This window comes from Tatumella ptyseos ATCC 33301, from assembly GCF_000735525.1.
Lineage (GTDB): Bacteria > Pseudomonadota > Gammaproteobacteria > Enterobacterales > Enterobacteriaceae > Tatumella > Tatumella ptyseos.
In genome coordinates, this window is sequence record NZ_JMPR01000013.1 from 22,067 (window position 1) to 44,729 (window position 22,663).

The window sequence follows — 22,663 nt, forward strand, 5'->3', positions numbered from 1 at the left end:
GAAAGTGTTAACGCTATTCAGGGCGGGTCAATATCAATAAAAAAGCCCGTCGGTGACGGGCTTAATGCAGACATTAGCACCCGGCTGACCCGGATGCGGGCTGTGATCAGCGCATTGTCACAAATTCTTCTGCCCCGGTCGGGTGAATAGCGACGGTGTTATCAAAGTCTTTCTTGGTCGCGCCCATTTTCAGTGCGACCGCAAAGCCCTGCAACATTTCGTCCATACCAAAACCGATGCCATGAATACCGACGATTTTTTCTTCCGGACCGGCACACACCAGCTTCATACGGCAGGGCTGGCGATGCTGTGTTACCGCGGTATACATGGCGGTGAAGGAGGAGGTATATACCTTCACGGCGTCGTCACCATACTGTTCACGGGCCTGAGGTTCGGATAAACCTACGGTGCCGATAGGCGGGTGACTGAAGACCACCGTCGGAATATTGCTGTAGTCCAGATGCTCGTCCGGTTTGTTGTTAAACAGACGTTCGGACAGACGACGACCCGCAGCGACTGCGACCGGTGTGAGTTCAACCGCTCCGGTATTATCGCCGACGGCATAGATGCCAGGCACGGAGGTGTTCTGGAATTTATCCACCACAATGTGCCCTTTATCGTTCAGTTCGACGCCGGTGACCGCCAGGTTCAGGTTATCCGTCGCCGGTTGACGGCCAATGGCCCAGACCAGGCAATCGACGGTGTAGCTGTCGCCGTTTTCCAGTGTCAGTGTCAGGCTGCCATCTGCATTTTTATCGACTTTCTGCGGCGTCGCATGGGTATGCAGGAGTGGCCCTTCGGCATTCATCACTTCGACCAGGGTTTCCGATAATAACGGATCAAACTGACGTAACGGTGACTGCTTACGAACAAACAGATGGGTCTCTGCCCCCAGGCCGTTGACCACGCCGGCAATCTCGACGGCAATATATCCGGCCCCGACCACGGCGACACGTTTTGGCAGTTCCTGCAGGTCAAAGAACCCGTCAGAATCAATACCATACTCAGCCCCCGGGATGTCCGGGTGGCTCGGACGTCCGCCGGTCGCAATCAGAATATGATCAGCGGTGATTTGCTCACCGTTAACTTCAACGGTATGGGCATCAATAAAGCGTGCAAACCCTTTGATAACGTCGACTTTATTTTTACCCAGAACATTGTCATAGGAATTGTGGATACGATCGATATAGGCCGTACGGCTTTTCACCAGCGTTGCCCAGTCGAAATGGTTTACGGTGGTATCGAAACCATAATCCGGACCATACAGCTTAATGGCTTCGGCGATCTGTGCAGCGTGCCACATGACCTTCTTAGGTACACAGCCGACGTTCACACAGGTGCCACCCAGCTCTTTTGCTTCAATCAGGGCACATTTCCTGCCATACATCGCTGCACGGTTAATGGATGCAATACCGCCACTGCCGCCGCCAATAGCAAGATAGTCATAATGTTTAGTCATTGAAAATGTCCGTCCGTTTCGGGTTGAGCAGAATGTTGTGCCTGGCTCAGGCCATCACCGGATAGCCGCAGGCAGTGTCTGCTGTACTGTATTTCATGCCGACCAGTGTAACGCGACTCCGGCAAATGCCGCAAAGTTTGCACCTATGGTTGTGATAGGATGCCCACTGGTCTGACTCAACTACTGGAAGCATAGCATGTACCTGACTTTTCTGGGCACCTGCGCAGGGGTTCCCAGCCTGCAACGTAATGTCACCGCCATCGCGCTGTCGCTGCCGCCGGGAGGTGACTGGCTGTTTGACTGCGGTGAAGCGACCCAGCACCAGTATATGCGCAGTGCGTTAAAGCCCGGCAAACTGGAAAAAATCTTTATCACGCATCTGCATGGGGATCATATCTTCGGATTGCCGGGCCTGCTGACCAGCCGGTCGATGGCCAGTATCAGCCAGCCGCTGACGATTTACGGCCCGCCCGGGATCAAAGCCTTCGTGGACAATGCACTGTCACTCAGCAGTTCCTGGGTGAGTTTCCCGATGGAAATCATAGAGATTGAAGCCGGCGTGGTGCTGGATGACGGTGAATATCGCGTCACTGCGTACCCGATGAACCATGTCGTACCCTGTCTGGGTTACCGTATTGAACAACACGATAAACCCGGCACACTGGATGCAGCCCGGCTGAAGGCCGACGGGATCCCTTCCGGTCCGTGGTTTCAGTTACTGAAACAGGGAAAAACCGTGACACTGGACGACGGACGTCAGATTGACGGCACCGCGTATCTGGGCCCTGCCGTGAAAGGAAAATCGGTCGCTATTTTCGGGGATACGGCACCGGCAGAAGCCAGTCTGAGCCTGGCGCGAGGGGTGGATGTGATGGTGCATGAAACCACGCTGGAAGCGGCTATGGCAGAGAAAGCCAACAGTCGGGGCCATTCAACCACGATACAGGCCGCACAGATAGCCCGCGATGCCGGGGCCGGTCGGCTGATTGCGACACACTTCAGCTCACGGTACGGGGCACAGGATATGCCCCGGTTACTGGCAGAGTGCCAGTCAGTGTTTACAGCCACCGGACTGGCACAGGATTTTGCCGTGGTCGAAATCTGAGAAATTACTCCGGGACCACCCAGTTCACCAGGGTGTGTCCGGTGCCGGCAGGCGAAAGTTGTTTGTGCAGCCACGGCAGCACCGCTTCCATTTCTGCCGCCAGCTTCCACGGGGGATTAATAACAATCATACCGGAGGCAGTCATACCGCGCTGGTCGCTGTCCGGACGTACCGCCAGTTCAATCTGCAGGATGCGCTTAATCCCGGTCGCCTGTAATTCGCTCAGCATACGTTTAATCTGCTGACGCAGAACGACCGGATACCAGAGAGCAAATACCCCGGTGGCAAAACGTTTGTAGCCTTCACGGATCCCGTCAACTACGGCCTGGTAATCGCTCTTCATCTCGTAGGGAGGGTCAATCAGGATCAGGCCCCGGCGCGCCGCCGGCGGCAGTTTTGCTTTCAGTTGCTGGTAACCATCGCCACGGGCAACGCGTGCGCGGTCATCTTTCAGAAATTCATTACGTAATAACGGATAATCTGTCGGATGCAGTTCGGTCAGTTCGATAGTGTCCTGCGCTCGTAACAGATGACGGGCAATCAGCGGGGAGCCAGGGTAATACTTCAGACGACCGGATGGATTCAGTGCACTGACCGCAGAAAGATACGGTTGCAGTTGCTCCGGGGCTTCCGGGTTTTGCCAGAGACGACCAATGCCTTCCATATACTCCCCGGTACGCTCCGCATGCTCACTGTTCAGTAAGTAGCGCCCGGCACCGGCGTGAGTATCCAGATAGAGAAACGGTTTCTCTTTTTCACTGAGTGACTGGATGATCAGGCTCTGAACGGTATGTTTTAACACATCCGCATGATTACCTGCGTGGAAACTATGACGATAGCTCAGCATGTCGTTAACCTTCTGATAAAAACTGTATTCTGTGAGGTGTAAACCCGGCTATCGTCACACCCTCACGGCAAAGACAAAGCAGGGTCTGCCAGGCAGTGCTCCTCTGTCGCGGGCGCAGAGTATAGCAGTATTGCCGGTAGCGCAGTAGCAACGCTCATGATTTATCCGTCCGGTTCAGCGAACCCGCGGGGAAGACGGGGATGTTTTACAAGGCGCTGAGAAGCGTTGCGTTTCGCATCCCCGTGGCCTGCTGATGGCGGATCATTGATTTTCTGTGTGCCAGCCCCCATGCTTCTTTTATTGCGCAAGCAAAGCGCCCTCTAACACCAACAGGATTGTGCTATGACTAACCCATTACTGACACCGTTCATACTGCCGCCGTTTTCGTTGATTAAACCGGAACATGTGGTTCCTGCCGTCACCGAAGCGCTAAAAGACTGCCGTAGTGCGGTTGAAAAAGTCGTTGCTCAGGAAGGCCCTTATACCTGGGAAACATTGTGTGAACCGCTGGCAGAGAGTGATGACCGTCTGGGGCGTCTGTTTTCTCCGGTCAGCCATCTGAATTCGGTGCAGAACAGTCCTGAGTTACGTGAAGCTTACGAGCAGGTATTACCTCTGCTCTCTGAATACGGTACCTGGCTTGGACAGCATGAAGGGTTATATCAGGCCTATGTCAGCCTGAAAGAGAGTGAGAACTACGCGACCCTGACCCTGGAACAGAAAAAAGTAGTCGATAACGCCCTGCGTGAATTTGAGTTATCCGGCATCGGTCTGCCGAAGGATAAACAGCAACGTTACGGTGAAATCGCTGCCCGTTTATCTGAAATCGGCGCGGCTTACAGTAACAATGTGCTGGATGCCACCATGGGGTGGAGCAAGCTTATCACCGACGAAGCCGAGCTGGCCGGGATGCCGGAGAGTGCGCTGGCCGCAGCGAAAGCCCGTGCGGAAGCGAAAGAGCAGCAGGGCTGGTTACTGACGCTGGATATCCCGAGCTACCTGCCGGTGATGACCTACTGCGAGAACCAGGCGCTGCGTGAAGAGATGTATCGCGCTTACGGCACCCGGGCCTCCGACCAGGGGCCGAATGCCGGTAAATGGGATAATGGCCCGCTGATTGAAGAAGAGCTGGCATTACGTCATGAATTTGCACAACTATTAGGTTTCGGGTCATTTGCGGAAAAATCGCTGGCGACCAAAATGGCGCAGTCCCCGCAACAGGTGCTGGATTTCCTGAGTGATCTGGCGAAGCGCGCCCGGCCACAGGGTGAGAAAGAGCTGGCACAGTTGCGTGAGTTTGCCAAAACCCATTACGGTGTCGATACCCTGGAACCGTGGGATATCACCTGGTATGCAGAGAAACAGAAACAGCATCTCTACACCATCAGTGATGAGCAACTGCGCCCTTACTTCCCTGAAGACAAAGCCGTCAGTGGTCTTTTTGAAGTCGTAAAACGTATTTACGGCATTACGGCGAAAGAGCGTACGGATGTGGATGTCTGGCATCCGGATGTCCGTTTCTTTGAACTGTATGATGAGAGCGGTGAGCTGCGTGGCAGTTTTTACCTCGACCTGTATGCCCGGGAAAATAAACGTGGCGGCGCCTGGATGGATGATTGCGCAGGGCGCCGTCGCCGTGCCGATGGTTCAGTGCAAAAACCGGTCGCGTACCTGACCTGCAACTTTAACCGTCCTCTGAAAGGTCAGCCGGCGCTGTTCACCCATGATGAGGTGATCACTTTATTCCATGAATTCGGTCATGGTCTGCACCACATGCTGACAGAAGTGGATACCGCAGGCGTTTCCGGCATCAGTGGCGTACCGTGGGATGCCGTCGAGCTGCCAAGCCAGTTTATGGAAAACTGGTGCTGGGAGCCGGATGCACTGGCCTTTATCTCCGGCCATTATGAAACCGGTGAGCCATTACCTCAGGATCTGCTGGAAAAAATGCTGGCAGCGAAAAACTACAATGCGGCCATGTTTATTCTGCGTCAGCTGGAATTCGGACTGTTTGACTTCCGTCTGCACGCCGGTTATGACCCGGCGAAAGGCGCCCGGGTACTGGAAACCCTGCAGGAAGTGAAGAAAGAGGTCGCGGTCGTACCTTCCCCGTCCTGGGGACGTTTCCCGCATGCTTTCAGCCATATCTTTGCCGGCGGATATGCTGCAGGCTATTACAGCTATCTGTGGGCAGATGTGCTGGCTGCCGATGCTTACTCGCGCTTTGAGGAAGAGGGGATTTTCAACCGGGAAACCGGGCAGTCATTCCTCGATAACATCCTCAGTCGCGGAGGATCTGAAGAGCCGATGGTGTTATTCACCCGTTTCCGCGGACGTGAGCCGGAGCTGGATGCGATGCTTGAGCATTACGGGATCCGGGGATAATTCCGGGTGAACATTTGTCTGATTGACGAAACAGGCGCCGGAGACGGCGCCTTATCTGTTCTGGCACAACGCTGGCAGTTAACCCACGACGAAACCGCCCCGATGGCGCTGGTGATGACGCCGGAGCGGCTGGAGTTACGAAAGCGTGATGAACCCAAACTCGGCGGTATTTATGTCGACTTTGTGTCCGGCGCGATGGCGCACCGCCGTAAATTCGGTGGCGGGCGTGGAGAAGCGGTGGCGAAAGCCGTCGGCATTAAAGGCAACTACCTGCCTGATGTGGTGGATGCCACGGCGGGATTGGGCCGGGATGCTTTCGTACTGGCGGCGACCGGTTGCCGGGTCAGGATGCTGGAACGTCATCCTGTCGTGGCTGCGTTACTCGACGATGGTCTGCAGCGTGGTTATCGTGATGCAGAAATTGGTCACTGGTTACAGCAACGTCTGACGCTTATCCATGCCACCAGTCAGCAGGCACTGACAGAAATCAGCCCGCGCCCGGATGTGGTCTATCTGGACCCGATGTATCCCCATCGGCAGAAAAGCGCCATGGTGAAAAAAGAAATGCGGGTCTTTCAGTCACTGGTGGGAGCCGATGAGGATGCCGATTCTTTGCTGACACCGGCCCGGTGGCTGGCAAAAAAACGGATAGTGGTTAAACGTCCGGACTACGCCGAACCGCTGGATGGTGTGGCGACCAGTTCTGCAGTCGTCACCAAAAGTCACCGGTTCGATATCTACCCGTCACTGGACCCGGTGACAGAGAGCGCAGACTGACGGAAACCGGCCCTGTCCCGGGGGACAGGGCCGGGGCCGGTTCAGTGACGATTATTCGTCATCCTTCATAGGAACAATCAGCATATCGATATGCACGGTGTTGATGAGCTGGCGTGCGGAAGACATCAGTTTGCTCCAGAAATCCTGGTGGTGACCACAAATGACCAGGTCAACCTGATAACGATTAATCGCGTCCAGTAAGACCTGTGCCAGGTCGCCGCTGCCGCTCAGTGTCTGGCTGATCTGATAGCCGGCATTGGTCGACAGTTCGGTCAGCGCCGTTTGCGTTTCCTGGGAGATGCGTTTTTGCATGTCACCGAGATTCACGTCAATCAGTCCGGTGTAGAGATCTGAATAGTTCACGTCTACATGAATTAAAGAGACTTTAGCTTCATAGGGGCTGGCGAGAGAGACCGCTTTCTCAACCAGCAGCTGACTTTCCGGTGAAAGGTCAACTGCGACCAGAATATGTTTATAAGACATGACAGACTCCTTAAAGCGGAAAAGTAAGGGTCAGCAGCATAGACAATGTGACACGCCTGAGCGGGTAAGCCGCCGACCACGATGACGATTTTCTGTTGTGTTCTGTGGATTTATCCTACCATACGGCTCTTCAACTGAGTATAGAAGTATTGTCTGCCGGCCGGTAAGCGGGAAGTGTGAAGCAGGTCAAAAGGACGTGATATAACCCGTTAACCCGGCCTTCAAACATATGACAACCGATCGCGGGGCGCCAGAGGCTTTGGCAGGCCGCGTGATACCAGTTTCAGGGGGAACATAGACGATATGATGACTATCACTGCACTTTTTACCGCCACCGTTATTGTCTGTGCGATAAATATAGTGCGGTACTTTTCGGCGTTACGGACCTTACTGGCTGTCATGCGTACCTGTGACCCTCATCTGTACCAACAGGTGGACGGAGCAGGTTTCTTTACTCCGCGGGGACGTCCGGCTATGCAACTGCAACTGGCCCGTTACCTTTATGAACGACGTTACCGCGGTCATCACGAATATGAATTTATCTTTCATTGCGAACGGGTGCGCCGCCAGTTCATTCTTACCAGTGCCCTGTGTGCTGCCGTGATCATCGCTCTGGCGGGGCTGCTGATACTGCATTGATGACAGCACGGGCCGGGATTAGCATGATGTTCTGAAAGCCGGTAAAACCTGGCTAACAGGCAGGATGGCATATCATCACCGGGAGATCCGGCTCCGGAGGGGGCGCGGCATTGTCCCCGGTCAGGCGCATAGGCCAGAGGGCCCCTCATAGCCTGATGGCTACGCAAAACGCATAAAAAAGGCTGCCCGTGGGCAGCCTTTTCTTTCAGGACAAGGGCATCAGATAATCTGCAAGGCAATCCAGTATAGCGATGCGGATAACAGAACAGAGACCGGCAGGGTTAAAATCCAGGCCATCGCAATATTCTTGATCGTTTTACTTTGCAGACCACCGCCATCAACCAGCATGGTTCCGGCCACCGAAGATGACAGGATATGCGTGGTGGAGACCGGCATTCCGGTATAACTGGCAATCCCGATGGAGGCTGCGGCAGTCACCTGAGCAGACATCCCCTGAGCATAAGTCATGCCTTTCTTACCGATTTTTTCACCGATAGTTGTGGCCACGCGACGCCAGCCCACCATGGTTCCGGCAGAGAGCGCCAGAGCAACGGCAACAATGATCCAGACCGGGGCATATTCGATAGTGCCCAGCAGGTCATGACGCAGGTCACCCAGGTAACGCTGATTTTGCGCGCTGGTCTGTGGTAGTTTTGCCACTTTATCTGCCGTGTCAGAGATACACAGCAGTAAGCGACGCAACTGCGCACGGTTGTCCGGGGTGAGCTGATCATAGCTGGTCAGGTTAGTCAGCATACCGCGGGCATGAGCGACCGCTTCCAGCGCACGTTCGTTGCTGCAGTGGAATTCTTCAACCGGTGTACTCATCGCGGCAGGCGTCAGCGCCGGTGCAATAATGGTTTGCAACGACTGGCTGTTCTGCTGGTAGTATTGCTCCAGATGGTCAACGGCATCCCGGGTACGGGTAATATCGTAGCCTGAGGCACCCATATTCACCACAAATCCGGCCGGGGCAACCCCGATAAGCACCAGCATAATCAGGCCGATACCCTTCTGACCATCGTTAGCGCCATGGGAGTAACTGACTCCGATCGCCGAGACGATCAGCGCAATCCGGGTCCAGAAAGGAGGCTTTTTCTTACCGTCAATCTTCTCACGTTCTGCCGGTGTCATGTGGATGCGGGAGCGCTTACGCGTACCGCTCCAGTACTTACGCAGCAGGAAGATCAATAAGCCCGCTAATACCATACCGACAATCGGTGACAGGATCAGTGACATAAAGATGTTGATCACTTTCGGGATATTGAGTGCTTCAACCAGCGATGTACCGGTGGTTAACGCATTCGTCAGTGCTATACCGATAATAGCCCCGATAAGTGTATGCGAACTGGATGCGGGTAAACCGAAATACCAGGTACCGAGGTTCCAGATGATTGCTGCCAGCAACATGGAAAAGACCATGGCCAGCCCGTGAGAAGAACCCACGTTAAGCAACAGGTCGGTCGGCAGCATATGGACGATAGCATAAGCTACGCTGAGTCCGCCTAACAGAACCCCTAAGAAGTTAAAGATCCCCGCCATTGCGACAGCAAGCTGCGCACGCATTGCGCGGGTATAAATTACCGTTGCAACTGCATTAGCGGTATCATGAAACCCGTTGATTGCTTCGTAGAACAAAACAAACAACAGGGCCACTACCAGTAACAGGCCAGTACTTAAATCGATACCAGCAAAAAGATGTAGCATAACGTTGCGCCATTTTTTGGGGACATGAACCTGGCGCATTATCAGCGAGAGAGGTGCGTTCAGGAAAGGAAAATATCGCTTTTTTTGCGCTTGCGGCCAGAATCCTGGAAAATTAATTTATAAAAAATCTTTTAAATTAGTCAGTTATGTTAAAGCCTGCCATATAAGAAATTTTCATTCTGGAGTCCGTAACACCATCTCTTTACAATCAGCCGTTTTTAGCCGGGGGAAGCATGGAAAAGTTTGACGTCATCATCGTCGGAGCGGGGGCCGCAGGCCTGTTTTGTGCCGCTCAGGCCGGACAGCGTGGCCTTAATGTTCTGGTGCTTGATAATGGTAAGAAAGCGGGACGCAAAATCCTTATGTCCGGGGGCGGCCGTTGTAATTTTACCAATCTGTATACCGAACCCGGTGCGTACCTTTCACAAAACCCTCACTTTTGTAAGTCAGCACTTGCTCGCTATACACAGTGGGATTTTATTGAGCTGGTGGATCGGTATGGTATCGCGTGGCATGAAAAAACACTCGGCCAGTTATTTTGTGATGACTCGGCACAACAGATAGTCGATATGCTGCTGGCGGAATGTGAGGCGGGTAATGTTACTCTGCGCCTGCGGACAGAGATCCTGCAGACCGAACGGACGTCCGACGGGGAGTACCGGTTACAGCTTAACGGAATGGATGTAAGTACCCGCAAACTTGTTATCGCTTCCGGAGGGCTATCCATGCCGGGTCTGGGGGCCACTCCTTTCGGTTACAAACTTGCCGCACAGTTCGGGTTACGGGTACTACCGACACGGGCAGCACTGGTCCCCTTTACCTTGCATAAGCCATTGCTGGAACAGCTCCAGCCCCTGTCCGGGGTGGCCGTGCCGGTGACGGTGACGGCGAGTGGTGGAAAGCAGTTTAAAGAAGCGATGCTGTTTACCCACCGTGGCCTTTCAGGCCCGTCCATGCTGCAGATTTCCAGTTACTGGCAGCCGGGAGAAGCCTTAGAGATTGATCTGGTGCCCGAAACGCCGCTGGATGACTTCCTGAACCGGCAACGTGAAACGCACCCGAACCTGAGCCTGAAGAATTGTCTGGCAAAACTGCTGCCGAAACGGCTGACCGAGGTACTGCAGCAACAGGAGGTGGTGCCTGACCTGACACTCAAACAGCTGAATAGCAAACAACAACAACAGCTGGTCGGGCAACTGAACCGCTGGACGGTGCAGCCGAACGGTACCGAAGGTTATCGCACCGCGGAAGTCACCCTGGGAGGTGTCGATACCGACCAGCTTTCCTCGCGAACCATGGAAGCCCGTGATGTGCCGGGGCTCTTTTTTATCGGGGAAGTTGTGGATGTGACCGGCTGGCTGGGCGGATATAATTTCCAGTGGGCCTGGAGTTCTGCTGCCGCCTGTGCTGCGGCGTTGTAAGCAACGCATAACGTAACGCGTGATGCAATCAGACCTTCACTGTGCCGGTTTGCGGCCCGTCAGTGAAGGTCTGCTAACCTCCGTTCAGGCCTGACTTCTGGTATCGGAGAGGCCTTCAGCAAGACAGGGTTGTTCATGCCGGGAATATCAGTTCATGGCATAACATTTCGACGTCGCCACATTCTGGTCTGAACCGCTACCGGCACCTTTCAGCATACAAAAAATGTAATGTTTGCCTTTTCGGATAGTCACTAGCGGGCCGTCAGTCCCGAGGGACGAAGAAATGATCACCGCGCCCTGATCCAGCATCTGTTCCAGTGAACTGTTAACGGCGGAGAGACGAGTAGGATACTCCAGGGCATTGCCAGGAACCTGCGCCCCGGTTTCCGGTGGCCATTGGGCGGCAGCGGTAAAGCTAATGGCTGAAGTAAGAACAGCAAAACATAATGCGGAACGAAATTTCACGGCAACTCCTGGTGTTGACCATGGGAAGGTGCCTGGGGATCCCCTGAGCAGCGCACACGGTTTATCCCATCCCATGGTGATGGCTTTGTACCGGATATCTTACATACAGGGTGGCTGTGGGTCACTACCGGAAGCCGAGACCGGAATATAGTACGACCCGGAGAAGGTATCGTTCAGTTCCGGAGAGATGACAGGCAATTCCGGATGGCAGACAAAAAAATCGGGTCCCTGGCGGCGGGCTTCCGGGCGGAAAGGCATCACATACTGGTAGATATCCGCCTGCATATTGATCAACTGTTGCCGGGTGCCGGAAAAACGAAAGCGCAGAAACCTCTCAGGGGAAGCGTTCTGGTAGCGAATTTCCTGTACATGGCGATGGAATGTCAGGGTAAATTTTACACGACCGCAGTTCGCATCGGGTTCGAAATTTTCAGCGACAACCTGGGGTAGTGTTCCCTTGAATACCGAGACAGCTTTTGATAGTAAGTGCTTACGTTGTTCGCAGTGATAATTCACATCTTCCAGGTCACTATAGTCACAAAAGTAGCTCAGGCTCAGGCCGGGAATGATACCCGGACCATGGGTCACACTTTCGGCTTCAGGAAGTTCTGACAGGTTAACGGTGGGCCGGGCCACCATACCGCGGAAATTCCATTCACTGGAATCCCGGTATTTCCCAGGAGCTGCCCCGAAATGACGGGTAAACGATCGTGTAAACGTCTGCTGGGTACTGAACCCCAGTAACTCGCTGATTTCGACTGCCGGCATATGGGTCATCTTGAGGATCATCGCCGCTTTATTCAGTTTACGATAACGAATATAAGAGGCCAGTTGAAAGCCGGTATCTTCCCTGAAAATGCGTTGTAAATGCCATTTACTGTAGCCGGCTTTCGCTGAAACATCATCAATTGTCAGTTTGCCGGTGAGATTATTCTCTATCCACTCCAGCAGATCACGGGTAAATGTATTCATCAACGCAGCCTCCCTGATATTGTTAATATCTTAGCGGCAAAGTTTACGAATATCTATAATCAGGGATAACGATATATTTAATAGTAATTATTGATAATTTAACTTAATAATTACTATTGTAAAACTTCCGTTATCCGGAAAATATTCAACGATGTTACCCGGTTGGAAATCGTTATTTATAGCCGCACGGATATAATCATCGCTGTTTATACCCGTATCTCCGTTATTCCTTGAGTATTCCGCCCCTGACAAAGGGCTGAAAGGGGCATGCTTCCTGATAAACCGCGCGTTCCCTGGCAATGGCATGATTGGCAGAACCGGTTGCTGATAAATAAGGGCCGGCAGATCATCATTGTTTAAACCGGCTCGTGACTTTGCACCCTTTTATTTCACTGATCACTCACCGGCACTTCCGAAAAGGGGTGTGGCAGCTCAGACAGACTTTTCTGTGACAGGTTTCCGTTGTGTCAGTTCGCTGTGGCCGTTGCGGAACCAGGGTAAAAAGAACTGAATTAACGGGCCAATAGTCAGGGCATAAATCAGGGTGCCGGGCCCCACCGTGCCGCCTGCCAGCCAGCCGGTCAGTAAAACCGTCACTTCGATAACGGTACGAATGAGCCGTAATGAAATACCGGTACGACGGTGTATGCCGGTCATCAGGCCATCACGGGGGCCTGGACCGAAACCGGCACAGATATACATGACGGTGGCAATCGCGTTCAGGATAATGGCTGCCACCAGCATCAGACAACGTGCTGCCAGCGAGGTGAGCGGCGGCATGACCGCGAGGGCGGCGTCAGTGGCCAACCCGAGAACGACAACATTACTCAGCGTCCCCAGGCCCGGGCGTTGCCGCAGAGGGATCCAGAAAAGTAATACCAGTGCGCCGGTCACAATCATTACGGTACCGACATTCACCGAAAGCCAGCGGGCGACGCCCAGATGAAAGACATCCCACGGGTCAGCACCCAGTCCGCAATGGATATACAGGGCACACGAAATACCGTATATCGTTAATCCGCAATAAAGTTGTATCAGTCGTTTCAGCATCATTTTTTCCCGGTGGCAGGTTGACAGCAAAATGATTGTTATCTGAAATGGATCGATAATTAATAGCCAGTTTAAATAAAGTGGATCTCTATGTCTTTAAGACGCCTTGGTCATCACTCTCTGATAGAAATGCTGGGAAACTGGCAGCAAACACCTTCCCGGATCCCGCTGTGGCAGCAACTGGCGTCTGCCTTACGGTTGCTGGTTCTGGACGGGCGACTGGTACAGGGAACCCGCCTGCCCGGTGAGCGTGAACTTGCCACGGGACTGAAGATCAGTCGTACAACGGTCAGCAGTGCTTTATCCCTGTTGCGGGAACAGGGTTTCGTGCGAAGCCGGCAGGGCAGCGGCAGTCGCATTACGCTGCCGGAGGATGCTGTGCATATCCCGGGCTCGATGTCGGCGGGGAGTGCGCTGGATTTATCGACGGCTTCCCTGAGTGCCGGACCGGAAATTCATCAGGCATTTCGTCAGGCTTTACTACGCTACCCTGAGTATTCACTTGCCACGGGCTATGATCCCCGGGGATTACGTTCGCTGAGAGAGGCCATTGCACGCCGTTATTGTTCCCGTGGTTTACCCACACGACCGGACGAAGTGATGGTCGTGAACGGTGCGGTCAGCGGTCTGGCGTTGATTCTGCGGTGGCTGACCGGCCCCGGTGACCGGGTACTGGTCGATCATCCTACTTACCCTTCTGCACTATCGGCTATCCGCGGGGCTTCCTGCCAGCCAATCGGTGTCTCTTTTTCAGAGGGACGCTGGGATCATGGCGGGCTGGCTGCCGCCCTGGCACAGACCTCGCCCCGGCTGGCGTATCTGATTGCGGATTACCATAATCCGACCGGGTACTGTATGGGGGAAGAGAGCCGTGCGGAAATCACTGCACTGGCTGCCCGTTACCGGACGCCGCTGGTGATCGATGAGACGCTGGCAGAATTATGGTATCAGCAGCCTCCGCCGGCACCGGTGGCCGCTTTTGCCCGGCCGGGCGAAGTGATCTGCCTGGGCTCGGCGTCGAAAAGTTACTGGGGTGGCTTAAGGATTGGCTGGATACGGGCATCTGCATCGCAGATTGCCTCTCTGGTGCAGATACGTGATTCGCTGGATCTGGCTTCCCCGCTCACGGAGCAGGTGGTCTGTGAGTGGTTGCTGGATAACAGCGATCAGTTTTTACCGCAGCGCCGGCAGATGCTGCAACAGCGGCGGGATATCTGTGGTCAACTGATGCAGACCTGGTTTCCGGCATGGAAATATCAGGTACCGGCGGGCGGCTTGTCTTTCTGGGTTGAGCTGCCGGGCCGGCTGGCGACCCGCTTTGCGTCACGTGCCAGTGAGGCGGGCATTCTTCTGGGGACCGGGACACGCTTCGGGATTTCAGGCGCGTTTGATCGCTATCTGCGTATGCCTTTCAGCGCAGATGAAGCCACATTACAACAGGCCTTTCAGCGCCTGCAGCCGCTCTGGTCATCGTTACCCGATATGCCGGAGTTACCGCCTTCAGGCCGGTCAGTTTACTGAATACCGCTGTCAGGCCATCAGTATTGCCGAGGTTGTTTTACCCGAATGACATCTGTCCGGACAAAGATAAGAATGACATATCGTTATGTATAAAGAGCCTGCCGGCCCGGCGATTTTCGCATTTATAGCAATGTTTCTGATGGTTCAATGCGGACTGGTGTGGGAGGAAAGGGCACTGATCAGCCTGCGGGAATGTCTGCCGTTTGCGGATCCTGCTGTCAGTCAGGGGTTAGTCAGTGTAAAGGAAACGACTTTATCGCTGACAACCCTAGCCGAACTTAATAAAATCCGATAAATTACAGAAGTGATAAGTAATTGTTTATATATAACAATAAAGAATAACAAACTAACTTCCCGTTCCGGACGACGGCTTCCGGTTCAGGTGCGTTGTTAGTTCTCAGCAAGGAACTCAGATGAAAAAAACATTGATAGGTCTCGCGCTGGCTATGATGACGACGTCCATGGCCGCGTTCAGTGCAACTCCTCCTGACACGCTCGTTGTCGCTCAGTCTCTGGATGATGCTATCAGCTTCGATCCGGCACAGGGTTTTGAGCTGTCGACCGTACAATCCTTTAACAGCCTTTATCAGCGCCTGTTGCAATCTGATCCGTCAAATCCGGTGGATCTGCGTCCGACGCTGGCTTCTTCCTGGAAGGCGGGTGCGGATAATCGCAGCCTGGTGTTTACGCTGCGTGACGGAGCCAAATTTGCCAGCGGTAACCCGGTGCGTCCGGAAGATGTGATCTTCTCTCTGTCACGTGTGGTGAAACTGAATCTTGAGCCTTCCTTTATCCTGACGCAATTAGGCTGGAACGCGAAGAACGTCGATAGCGAACTGACCAAAGTGAGTGACAATCAGGTTGCTATCCACTGGACCGCCGATGTCAGCCCGTCCTTTGTCCTGAGCCTATTATCTGCACCGGTTGCTTCTATTGTTGATGAAAAAGAGGCCGATAGCCACCAGGTGCAGGGTGATTTGGGTCACCAGTGGCTGAACACCCACTCCGCCGGTAGCGGCCCGTATCAGATCCGTCGCTATGTCCCGCATGAAGTTCTGCTGATGACCGCCAACCCGGACTCTCCGGCAGGAGCGCCTAAGCTTAAGAATGTCCTGATCAAAAACGTGCCGGAAGTCGCTACCCGCCTCTTACTGGTTGAGCAGGGCGATGCGGATATTGCCCGTAACCTGGGCAGTGATCAGTTCAGTGCATTGAAAAACAAACCCGGCGTGAAGCCGGTCGCGGTCCCTATCGCATCACTTTACTATTTATTGTTTAACGTGAAGTCTTCTCCGGTGATGGCTAACCCGGCATTCTGGGAAGCTGCACGTTATCTGTTTGATTATAATGGTATTGCTAATGATCTGCTCAGAGGCCAGTTCTCTGTGCATCAGACCTTCTTGCCGGATGGTTACCTGGGCGCGTTAAAAGATACGCCATATACCTACAACCCGGAAAAAGCGAAAGCCATCCTGGCGAAAGCCGGACTGAAAAATGTCAGCTTCAACCTGATCGTCAATAACCAGCCACCTTATCTGGATATTGCTCAGGCATTACAGGCAAGTTTTGCGAAAGCTGGCGTGAAGGTTACCCTTATCCCGGGGATCAGCAGTGAAATTACGGCGAAGATTTCCAGCCATAAATTCGATGCGACGGTCACGTCCTGGGGGCCTGACTACTTTGACCCGAACTCAAATGCGGCCGCTTTTGCCTCAAACCCTGAAAATGGCAGCAGTACACTGGCCGCCCGTGCAGGCTGGGATATTCCTGCATTAACGGCAGAAACGAAGCAGGCTGTCGGTGAGAGCGATAACCAGCAACGTGCCGCGATGTATCAGAAACTGCAGCGTCAGGTACTGAAAAGTTCGCCTTATGTGATTGGTCTGCAGGCGCGTCAGCTGATCGCATTACGCGATAATCTGAAAGGTTATCAGCAGGGCATGAACCCGGATATGGTGTTCTACAACCAGGTGACGAAGTAATGGCAACCTCAGCGCAACCTTCGAGTCGCGCTGCGGGTTTGGGGCGGCTTGTACAGCGCCTCGCCGGTAACCTGTTATCACTGGTAGTGACACTTTTAGGTCTGCTGGCGTTTACCTTCACGCTGTCTCATCTTTCACCTGTCGATCCGGTGTTACAGCTGGTGGGGGATCATGCGAGTGCGTCTACGTATGCGCAGGTCCGCCATCAGCTGGGGTTAGACCAGTCTGTGCCGCGGCAGTTCTGGGATTACCTGAAGCAACTGGCCCACGGTAATCTGGGGATTTCACAGAGCACCGGGCAGCCGGTACTCAGTGATTTACTGCGGACTTTCCCGGCGACATTCACGCTGGCCACCTGCTCGCTGATTGTCGGTGCCGTCTGCGGCATCAGCCTGGCGCTGATTTCGGTCTGGCGTCCGAAAAGCTGGATCGATCATCTGGCGCGGATTGTCTCTTTGCTGGGCTATTCCGTCCCGGTATTCTGGTTCGGCCTGCTGGGCTTGCTGCTGTTTTATGCGGTACTGCACTGGTCAGCCGGTCCCGGCCAACTGGATGATTTGTATACGTATACGCTGGAACCGAAAACAGGAATTGTGCTGATTGATAGCTGGTTGTCCGGTGATCGTGCCATGTTTATCAATGCATTAGCCCATCTGTGGCTGCCGGTGGCGACGCTGGGATTATTATCCACCGCATCGATTACCCGCCTGTTACGCGCGACCTTACTGGAAGAGAACAGCAAAGAATATGTCACTCTCGCTCTGGCGAAAGGGGCAAGCCGCTGGCGTATTCTCTGGCATCATTTACTGCCGAATACCCGGGGAACATTGATTACGGTGGTGATGCTTTCCTATGTGTCTCTGCTGGAAGGCTCCGTCTTAACAGAAAGCGTTTTTTCATGGCCCGGCATGGGACGTTATCTGACGAATGCGCTGTTTGCTGCTGATTTCCCTGCCATTCTGGGGACAACCTTAGTAGTGGGTGCCTGTTTTATCCTGATCAATGCGCTGACTGATGCGCTGGTCTGGCTCACAGATCCGAGAACACGATGACTGAATTAACTTCCCGTTCATCTGCGACCCAATCCCGGCGCAAGATCCCGTTTTTACTGGCGCTTGGCTGCGGATTATTAACCCTGCTGGTGCTGGCGGCGATTTTTGCTCCCTGGCTGGCACCGTTTGACCCGAATGCACAGAATATGGCTGGCCGGTTACTGCCGCCATCAGAGCTTCACTGGCTGGGGACCGATAGCTTTGGCCGGGATCTGCTTTCCCGGGTGATTTACGGTACCCGTCCGACCCTGGTGCTGATCATTTTTATTCTGGTATTAACCGTCCCGGTCGGGATGGCGGTCGGGATGGCGGCTGGCTATTTAGGTGGCTGGACAGAACGGGTCCTGATGCGTATTACCGATATTTTTCTGGCACTACCCAGCCTGGTGATTGCACTAGCGATGGTGGCGGTCCTGGGTCCGGGGTTACTGAATGGCGCATTAGCCCTGGCACTGACCAGTTGGCCGCCGTTTGCCCGTCAGGCCCGGGCGGAAACCCAGCAGTTGCGCCGCAGTGATTATCTGGCTGCTGCCAGAATGCAGGGTATTCGTGGACTGCCATTGATTCTGGGCCACATTTTACCGCTCTGTTTACCGAGCGCCGTCGTGCGTGCTGCGCTGAGTCTCGGGGGGATTATTCTGTCCGCTGCTGGCTTAGGCTTTCTGGGGATGGGGGTTCGTCCACCGACCGCGGAATGGGGCTCCATGGTTGCTGAAGGGGGCAAAGTGATTTTCGACCAGTGGTGGGTGGCTGCGGCACCGGGCGGAGCCATTTTGCTGGCCAGCCTGACCTTTAATTTCATTGGTGACGGTCTGCGCGACCGACTGGATAGCCGTCATGACAGTTGAATCGACTCCTTTTATTATTGCGGAGAGGTTATCCATTGGACTGCCGGAAGGTCGTGCTCTGGTTAACGATATCTCATTCCGTCTGGGGCGTGAGCGTGTGGCGCTGGTGGGTGAATCCGGGTCAGGGAAGTCACTGACGGCACGCAGCCTGATGGGGCTGCTGGCGCCGACGCTGACAGTGAATGCACAGGAACTGACGATTGCCGGGAATAATGCTCTGACACTCACTCCGCGTGACTGGACACGGTTACGTGGCGGTAAGGTCGCTATGGTCATGCAGGACCCGAAATATGCCCTGAACCCCTCCCGCACCATCGGCTGGCAGGTGGAAGAGCCATTGATCCTGCACCGGTCACTCAGCCGCCGCCAGCGTCGGGAAAAAGTGCTCGAAATGCTGGATGCGGTAGGGTTACCGAATCCGCAACAGCTGATTAAACGTTATCCGAATCAGCTATCCGGCGGGATGGGGCAGCGCATTATGCTGGCGATAGCGTTGATCACCGATCCGGAGTTCCTGATTGCCGATGAACCGACGTCGGCGTTAGACCATAGGATGCGTGACCAGGTGCTGGCCTTGATCCAGGACCTGGTGTCACAACGGGATATGGGCCTGCTGCTGATCAGTCATGATTTACAGCAGGTCGCAGACCATTGTCAGCGTGTGATGGTGATGTATAAAGGGCGGATTCTGGATTCTCTGCCGGCGTCAGAACTGGCCCATGCCAGCCATCCTTATACCCGTACCTTGTGGGCGTGTCGTCCGGGCCTGGCGACGAAAGGTCAGCGCTTACCCACCTTAGATCGTGCAGCACTGGAGGCGTTACCATGAGTGTTATCCGGCTGACCGGCGTGAATGTCTATCACCCGGAGGGCTATCATTTGCGCCAGGTGGTGGAAGATGCCAGCCTCAATGTCGCTTCCGGCGAATGTTTTGGTCTGGTCGGCCCTTCCGGCTGCGGGAAATCTTCTCTGCTCTGGGTGATGGCGGGATTGAATCCTCACTGGCAGGGAGAAATGACTCTGGCGGGGACTGACGTTTTACCGGGTAAAGAATTTACCGGACAGGTGCGTCGTGATGTCCAAATGGTATTCCAGGATCCGTATGCCTCGCTGCACCCGCGTCACCGGTTACGCCGTACACTGGCAGAGCCGCTGAAACGGTTCGGGTTCGATAACATCGATGACCGGATCCGCCAGGGGTTCCGTGAGGTAGGGCTGGATACGGCGTTAATCGACCGTTACCCTCATCAGTTATCCGGCGGACAACGTCAGCGGGTGGCGATAGTCCGCGCATTGTTACTGCAGCCAAAGATCCTGTTACTGGATGAACCGACCTCGGCGCTGGATATGTCAGTGCAGGCGGAAATCCTTAACCTGCTGAATGATCTGAAACAAAACAGCCAGTTAACCATGGTGCTGGTCAGCCATGACCCGGATGTGATTGACCATATGTGTGATCGCTCCGTCGTGATGAGCGCAGGACATCTGTCCCATAGCGCCTGATCGTCCGGCATCACCCCGGGATAAGTCCGTACTTATCCCGGGGAAGCGACACCATGTTTAACGCCTTATTCCCGCCGATACGTCCCTTGCGACTTTTTTTCCCCTGTCATCCACCCATCGATAGTGTTCTGACGTCCGTGCCTGTTCCTTACCACCCGTCATACTTTGCAGGGCCGCTATGCAGCGAAACCCGTGTTTGCGGCAAAGGCGGTTACGGACAGGAGAGCCTGATGTCTGCCCTGAGCTGAGCCGGGCGGAGAGCAGGAGTGATACCCGTTTACCGCATGGAAATATCGCCGCAGGGGTTCCGGGGCCGGTCGCGGGATGCAGAAAGAACAAGGAGATCGGTTCGCGGTTCACGGGTGTCAGAACGACAAAGGGAACAGACGAGGGAATGCTGGCCGGAGGGCAGATAAAAAAACGCCGGGCAAGGTGCCCGGCGGGAATGACCGCAAAAATTACTGTGGTGTCGTGTTTTTCGCGTCAGTTTTCTTGTTGCGGCGCTGGAGCTTTTTGATCAGGTTCAGCGCTTCTGCTTTAGTGGCGACAGCAGGTGTTGAGCCACGCAGTGGCTTACGGGCTGTTTCACGCAGAGTAAATACGGTGATCAGACCAATCACCCCGGCGGCCATCAGGTAGTAAGCCGGGATCATCAGGTTATGTGTTTTCTCAACCAGCCATGCGGTCAGCAACGGTGTCGTACCACCGAACAGTGAGACGGAGAGGTTAAATCCGATCGCCAGGGCACTGTAACGGATATCGGTGGTAAATAATGCCGGCAAGGTGGCAGGCATGGTGCCGCTGAAACAGGTATGGACGAAACCAAGAATGATCAGGCCGAAAAAGACGCCCCACATGCTCCCTGAACCAATCAGCATCAGGCAGGGAACGGACAGAATAATCAGACCAATTGCACCCCCGGCAATCACCGGACGACGACCCACTTTATCTGTCCAGTGGCCCCAGAACAGGGTCAGAGGCATCATCACAAACATCACCACCATCACCAGGATCAGGCTGCTTAACTCGCTCAGACCCAGAATACCGGTCAGGTAGCTTGGCATATACGATGTCAGCATGTAGTTTGAGACATTGAACAGCAATACCAGACCGATACATTTCAGCATCTGGGCGCGGTATTTATGCATCATCTGGAACAGACCCAGGCGCGGCTTGCTGTGCTCCAGGGCTTCCTGTTTTTCCATGTGTTGCTGGAATGCTGGTGTTTCTTCCAGTTTTAAACGCACATACAAACCGAACAGGCCGAGCGGTGCGGCAATAAAGAACGGAATTCTCCATCCCCAGTCCAGCATGGTCTGTGCAGGCATCACGGAGGTCAGTCCTGTCACCAGACCGGCACCCAGCAGATAACCCCCCAGAGTACCGAACTCCAGGAAACTGCCCATAAATCCACGGCGCTTATCGGTGGAGTATTCAGCGATAAAGGTCGCAGCACCACCATATTCCCCGCCGGTGGAGAAGCCCTGCAGCAGACGCGCGGCCAGTAACAGGATAGGCGCCATAATGCCGATACTGTTATAAGAAGGGATCAGCCCGATACAGAATGTGCCGATGGCCATCATAATCATGGTGATCGCCAGAATTTTCTGGCGACCATACCGGTCTCCCAGCGGGCCAAAGACCATACCGCCTAAAGGACGCACCAGGAAGGCGGCAGCAAAGGTACCGAAGGTGGCGATAAGCTGTGCAGCCGCGCTGGTGTCTGCAAAAAAGACTTTACCGATGGTGACAGCCAGATAGCTGAACACACCAAAGTCGAACCATTCCATGGCATTACCCAGAGCTGCGGCACCGACGGCGCGCTTCAGCATGTCGTTATCGACGATAGTAATATCATCGACCGTCAGCTCTTTCGGTTTTTTTTGTTCCAGAAATGCTTCTTCTGTTTTTCCGTCGTGTTGCTCGTCATAGAGTCCTCAAAACGTGATTAATGAGGGCGTCGCATAGCTTTCGTTGCCATTAATAAAACTGATAATAAGTGAAGGGAATGAAAGCTATAAGAAGCCAGTGATGTGGGCTTAAATCAGGTCAATGCTTATTGACGTATATTTACCTTAGTATAATGATGCTATATACATCAAGTTTTTGACCAGAATTGCTGGGAATTTACATAAGAATAGGCTGATATTCTGATTATTATGTTAAATGGGGAATATATCACTGCCCGGGAGGCGGGTGATACATGCCACCTGTGCTGCGCTGTCGGCAGCCAGGGCGATTCGTTTAGGGAACAGCCCTGCTGAAACGGGGTGAACCGTTGCTCCTGATTAACTATAGCAGGTCATTGCCGGGTGTCATGTCATCCCCGCTGGCGGAGTCTGTTGCAGCAAACCGGCTGAGCAGCCATTGCCGGAGCTGCCTGACCTCCGGCCAGGCGGCTTTCTGTCACGTTTATCGCGGGCGTATGCCTCAGCGGCCTGGCCGCA

At 54.1% G+C, this 22,663-nt stretch carries 18 protein-coding genes and 1 pseudogene; 11 read left to right on the forward strand and 8 right to left on the reverse strand.

Annotated elements, in window-relative coordinates; genetic code table 11:
* Nucleotides 1-106: 106 nt before the first annotated feature.
* Nucleotides 107-1,459 (reverse strand): glutathione-disulfide reductase, encoded by a 1,353-nt coding sequence (gene gorA, locus GTPT_RS03525; protein WP_025904088.1) that lies wholly within the window; start codon nt 1,457-1,459, stop codon nt 107-109.
* Between the two features lie 196 nt (nt 1,460-1,655).
* On the opposite strand from gorA, the gene rnz reads away from it, so the two are divergent.
* Complete coding sequence (gene rnz / locus GTPT_RS03530; RefSeq protein ID WP_025904089.1) at nt 1,656-2,564, forward strand: ribonuclease Z; 909 nt, start codon at nt 1,656-1,658, stop codon at nt 2,562-2,564.
* A 4-nt stretch (nt 2,565-2,568) separates the two neighbouring features.
* Here rnz and GTPT_RS03535 read toward each other — a convergent pair whose 3' ends face one another.
* On the reverse strand, nt 2,569-3,411 hold the full coding sequence (locus tag GTPT_RS03535) for a 23S rRNA (adenine(2030)-N(6))-methyltransferase RlmJ (protein ID WP_025904090.1): 843 nt from the start codon (nt 3,409-3,411) through the stop codon (nt 2,569-2,571).
* 342 nt (nt 3,412-3,753) lie between these two features.
* Between GTPT_RS03535 and prlC the strand changes: the two genes are divergently transcribed.
* A complete protein-coding gene (gene prlC / locus GTPT_RS03540) occupies nt 3,754-5,796 on the forward strand; it encodes an oligopeptidase A (RefSeq protein ID WP_029990712.1) in 2,043 nt (680 codons plus the stop codon).
* Nucleotides 5,797-5,802: 6 nt separating this feature from the next.
* The gene (rsmJ, locus tag GTPT_RS03545; RefSeq protein WP_029990711.1) at nt 5,803-6,573 is read left to right on the forward strand and encodes a 16S rRNA (guanine(1516)-N(2))-methyltransferase RsmJ; all 771 of its coding nucleotides are present in this window, start codon (nt 5,803-5,805) and stop codon (nt 6,571-6,573) included.
* A 51-nt stretch (nt 6,574-6,624) separates the two neighbouring features.
* Here rsmJ and uspA read toward each other — a convergent pair whose 3' ends face one another.
* Entirely contained in the window at nt 6,625-7,056 is a 432-nt protein-coding gene (uspA, locus tag GTPT_RS03550; protein WP_025904093.1) for a universal stress protein UspA, read from the reverse strand.
* A 303-nt stretch (nt 7,057-7,359) separates the two neighbouring features.
* Between uspA and uspB the strand changes: the two genes are divergently transcribed.
* Nucleotides 7,360-7,695: a universal stress protein UspB gene (gene uspB / locus GTPT_RS03555; protein ID WP_025904094.1), complete on the forward strand. Its 336-nt coding sequence runs from the start codon at nt 7,360-7,362 to the stop codon at nt 7,693-7,695.
* Nucleotides 7,696-7,914: 219 nt separating this feature from the next.
* Here uspB and pitA read toward each other — a convergent pair whose 3' ends face one another.
* The gene (pitA, locus tag GTPT_RS03560; RefSeq protein ID WP_029990710.1) at nt 7,915-9,402 is read right to left on the reverse strand and encodes an inorganic phosphate transporter PitA; all 1,488 of its coding nucleotides are present in this window, start codon (nt 9,400-9,402) and stop codon (nt 7,915-7,917) included.
* Between the two features lie 233 nt (nt 9,403-9,635).
* Between pitA and GTPT_RS03565 the strand changes: the two genes are divergently transcribed.
* Nucleotides 9,636-10,823 carry a BaiN/RdsA family NAD(P)/FAD-dependent oxidoreductase gene (locus GTPT_RS03565; protein WP_025904095.1) on the forward strand — a complete coding sequence of 396 codons (1,188 nt, stop codon included), beginning with the start codon at nt 9,636-9,638 and terminating at the stop codon, nt 10,821-10,823.
* A gap of 147 nt (nt 10,824-10,970) precedes the next feature.
* Here GTPT_RS03565 and GTPT_RS03570 read toward each other — a convergent pair whose 3' ends face one another.
* The 3 genes from GTPT_RS03570 to yczE form a co-directional block, all read right to left on the reverse strand.
* The gene (locus tag GTPT_RS03570; RefSeq protein WP_025904096.1) at nt 10,971-11,288 is read right to left on the reverse strand and encodes a hypothetical protein; all 318 of its coding nucleotides are present in this window, start codon (nt 11,286-11,288) and stop codon (nt 10,971-10,973) included.
* Nucleotides 11,289-11,387: 99 nt separating this feature from the next.
* Nucleotides 11,388-12,260, reverse strand: coding sequence for a helix-turn-helix domain-containing protein (locus GTPT_RS16675; RefSeq protein WP_051170812.1), 873 nt, complete (start codon nt 12,258-12,260; stop codon nt 11,388-11,390).
* 432 nt (nt 12,261-12,692) lie between these two features.
* Nucleotides 12,693-13,310 carry a membrane protein YczE gene (gene yczE / locus GTPT_RS03580; RefSeq protein ID WP_029990708.1) on the reverse strand — a complete coding sequence of 206 codons (618 nt, stop codon included), beginning with the start codon at nt 13,308-13,310 and terminating at the stop codon, nt 12,693-12,695.
* A gap of 90 nt (nt 13,311-13,400) precedes the next feature.
* On the opposite strand from yczE, the gene yczR reads away from it, so the two are divergent.
* From yczR to GTPT_RS03615, 6 genes are all read left to right on the forward strand, one after another.
* Nucleotides 13,401-14,831, forward strand: a complete 1,431-nt coding sequence (gene yczR / locus GTPT_RS03585) for a MocR-like transcription factor YczR (RefSeq protein ID WP_051170810.1) — start codon at nt 13,401-13,403, stop codon at nt 14,829-14,831.
* 413 nt (nt 14,832-15,244) lie between these two features.
* A complete protein-coding gene (locus GTPT_RS03595; protein ID WP_029990705.1) occupies nt 15,245-16,813 on the forward strand; it encodes an ABC transporter substrate-binding protein in 1,569 nt (522 codons plus the stop codon).
* Entirely contained in the window at nt 16,813-17,865 is a 1,053-nt protein-coding gene (locus tag GTPT_RS03600) for an ABC transporter permease (protein WP_029990703.1), read from the forward strand. Before GTPT_RS03595 ends, GTPT_RS03600 begins: the two co-directional genes overlap by 1 nt.
* Complete coding sequence (locus GTPT_RS03605) at nt 17,862-18,713, forward strand: ABC transporter permease (protein ID WP_029990701.1); 852 nt, start codon at nt 17,862-17,864, stop codon at nt 18,711-18,713. Before GTPT_RS03600 ends, GTPT_RS03605 begins: the two co-directional genes overlap by 4 nt.
* Nucleotides 18,703-19,542 (forward strand): ABC transporter ATP-binding protein, encoded by an 840-nt coding sequence (locus GTPT_RS03610; protein ID WP_025904104.1) that lies wholly within the window; start codon nt 18,703-18,705, stop codon nt 19,540-19,542. The genes GTPT_RS03605 and GTPT_RS03610 overlap by 11 nt, the downstream gene beginning before the upstream one ends.
* Nucleotides 19,539-20,216: an ABC transporter ATP-binding protein gene (locus GTPT_RS03615; protein WP_025904105.1), complete on the forward strand. Its 678-nt coding sequence runs from the start codon at nt 19,539-19,541 to the stop codon at nt 20,214-20,216. The genes GTPT_RS03610 and GTPT_RS03615 overlap by 4 nt, the downstream gene beginning before the upstream one ends.
* A 458-nt stretch (nt 20,217-20,674) precedes the next feature.
* Here the strand turns inward: GTPT_RS03615 and proP are convergent.
* Nucleotides 20,675-22,146 (reverse strand): annotated as a pseudogene (proP, locus tag GTPT_RS03620) (glycine betaine/L-proline transporter ProP).
* Nucleotides 22,147-22,663 lie beyond the last annotated feature (517 nt).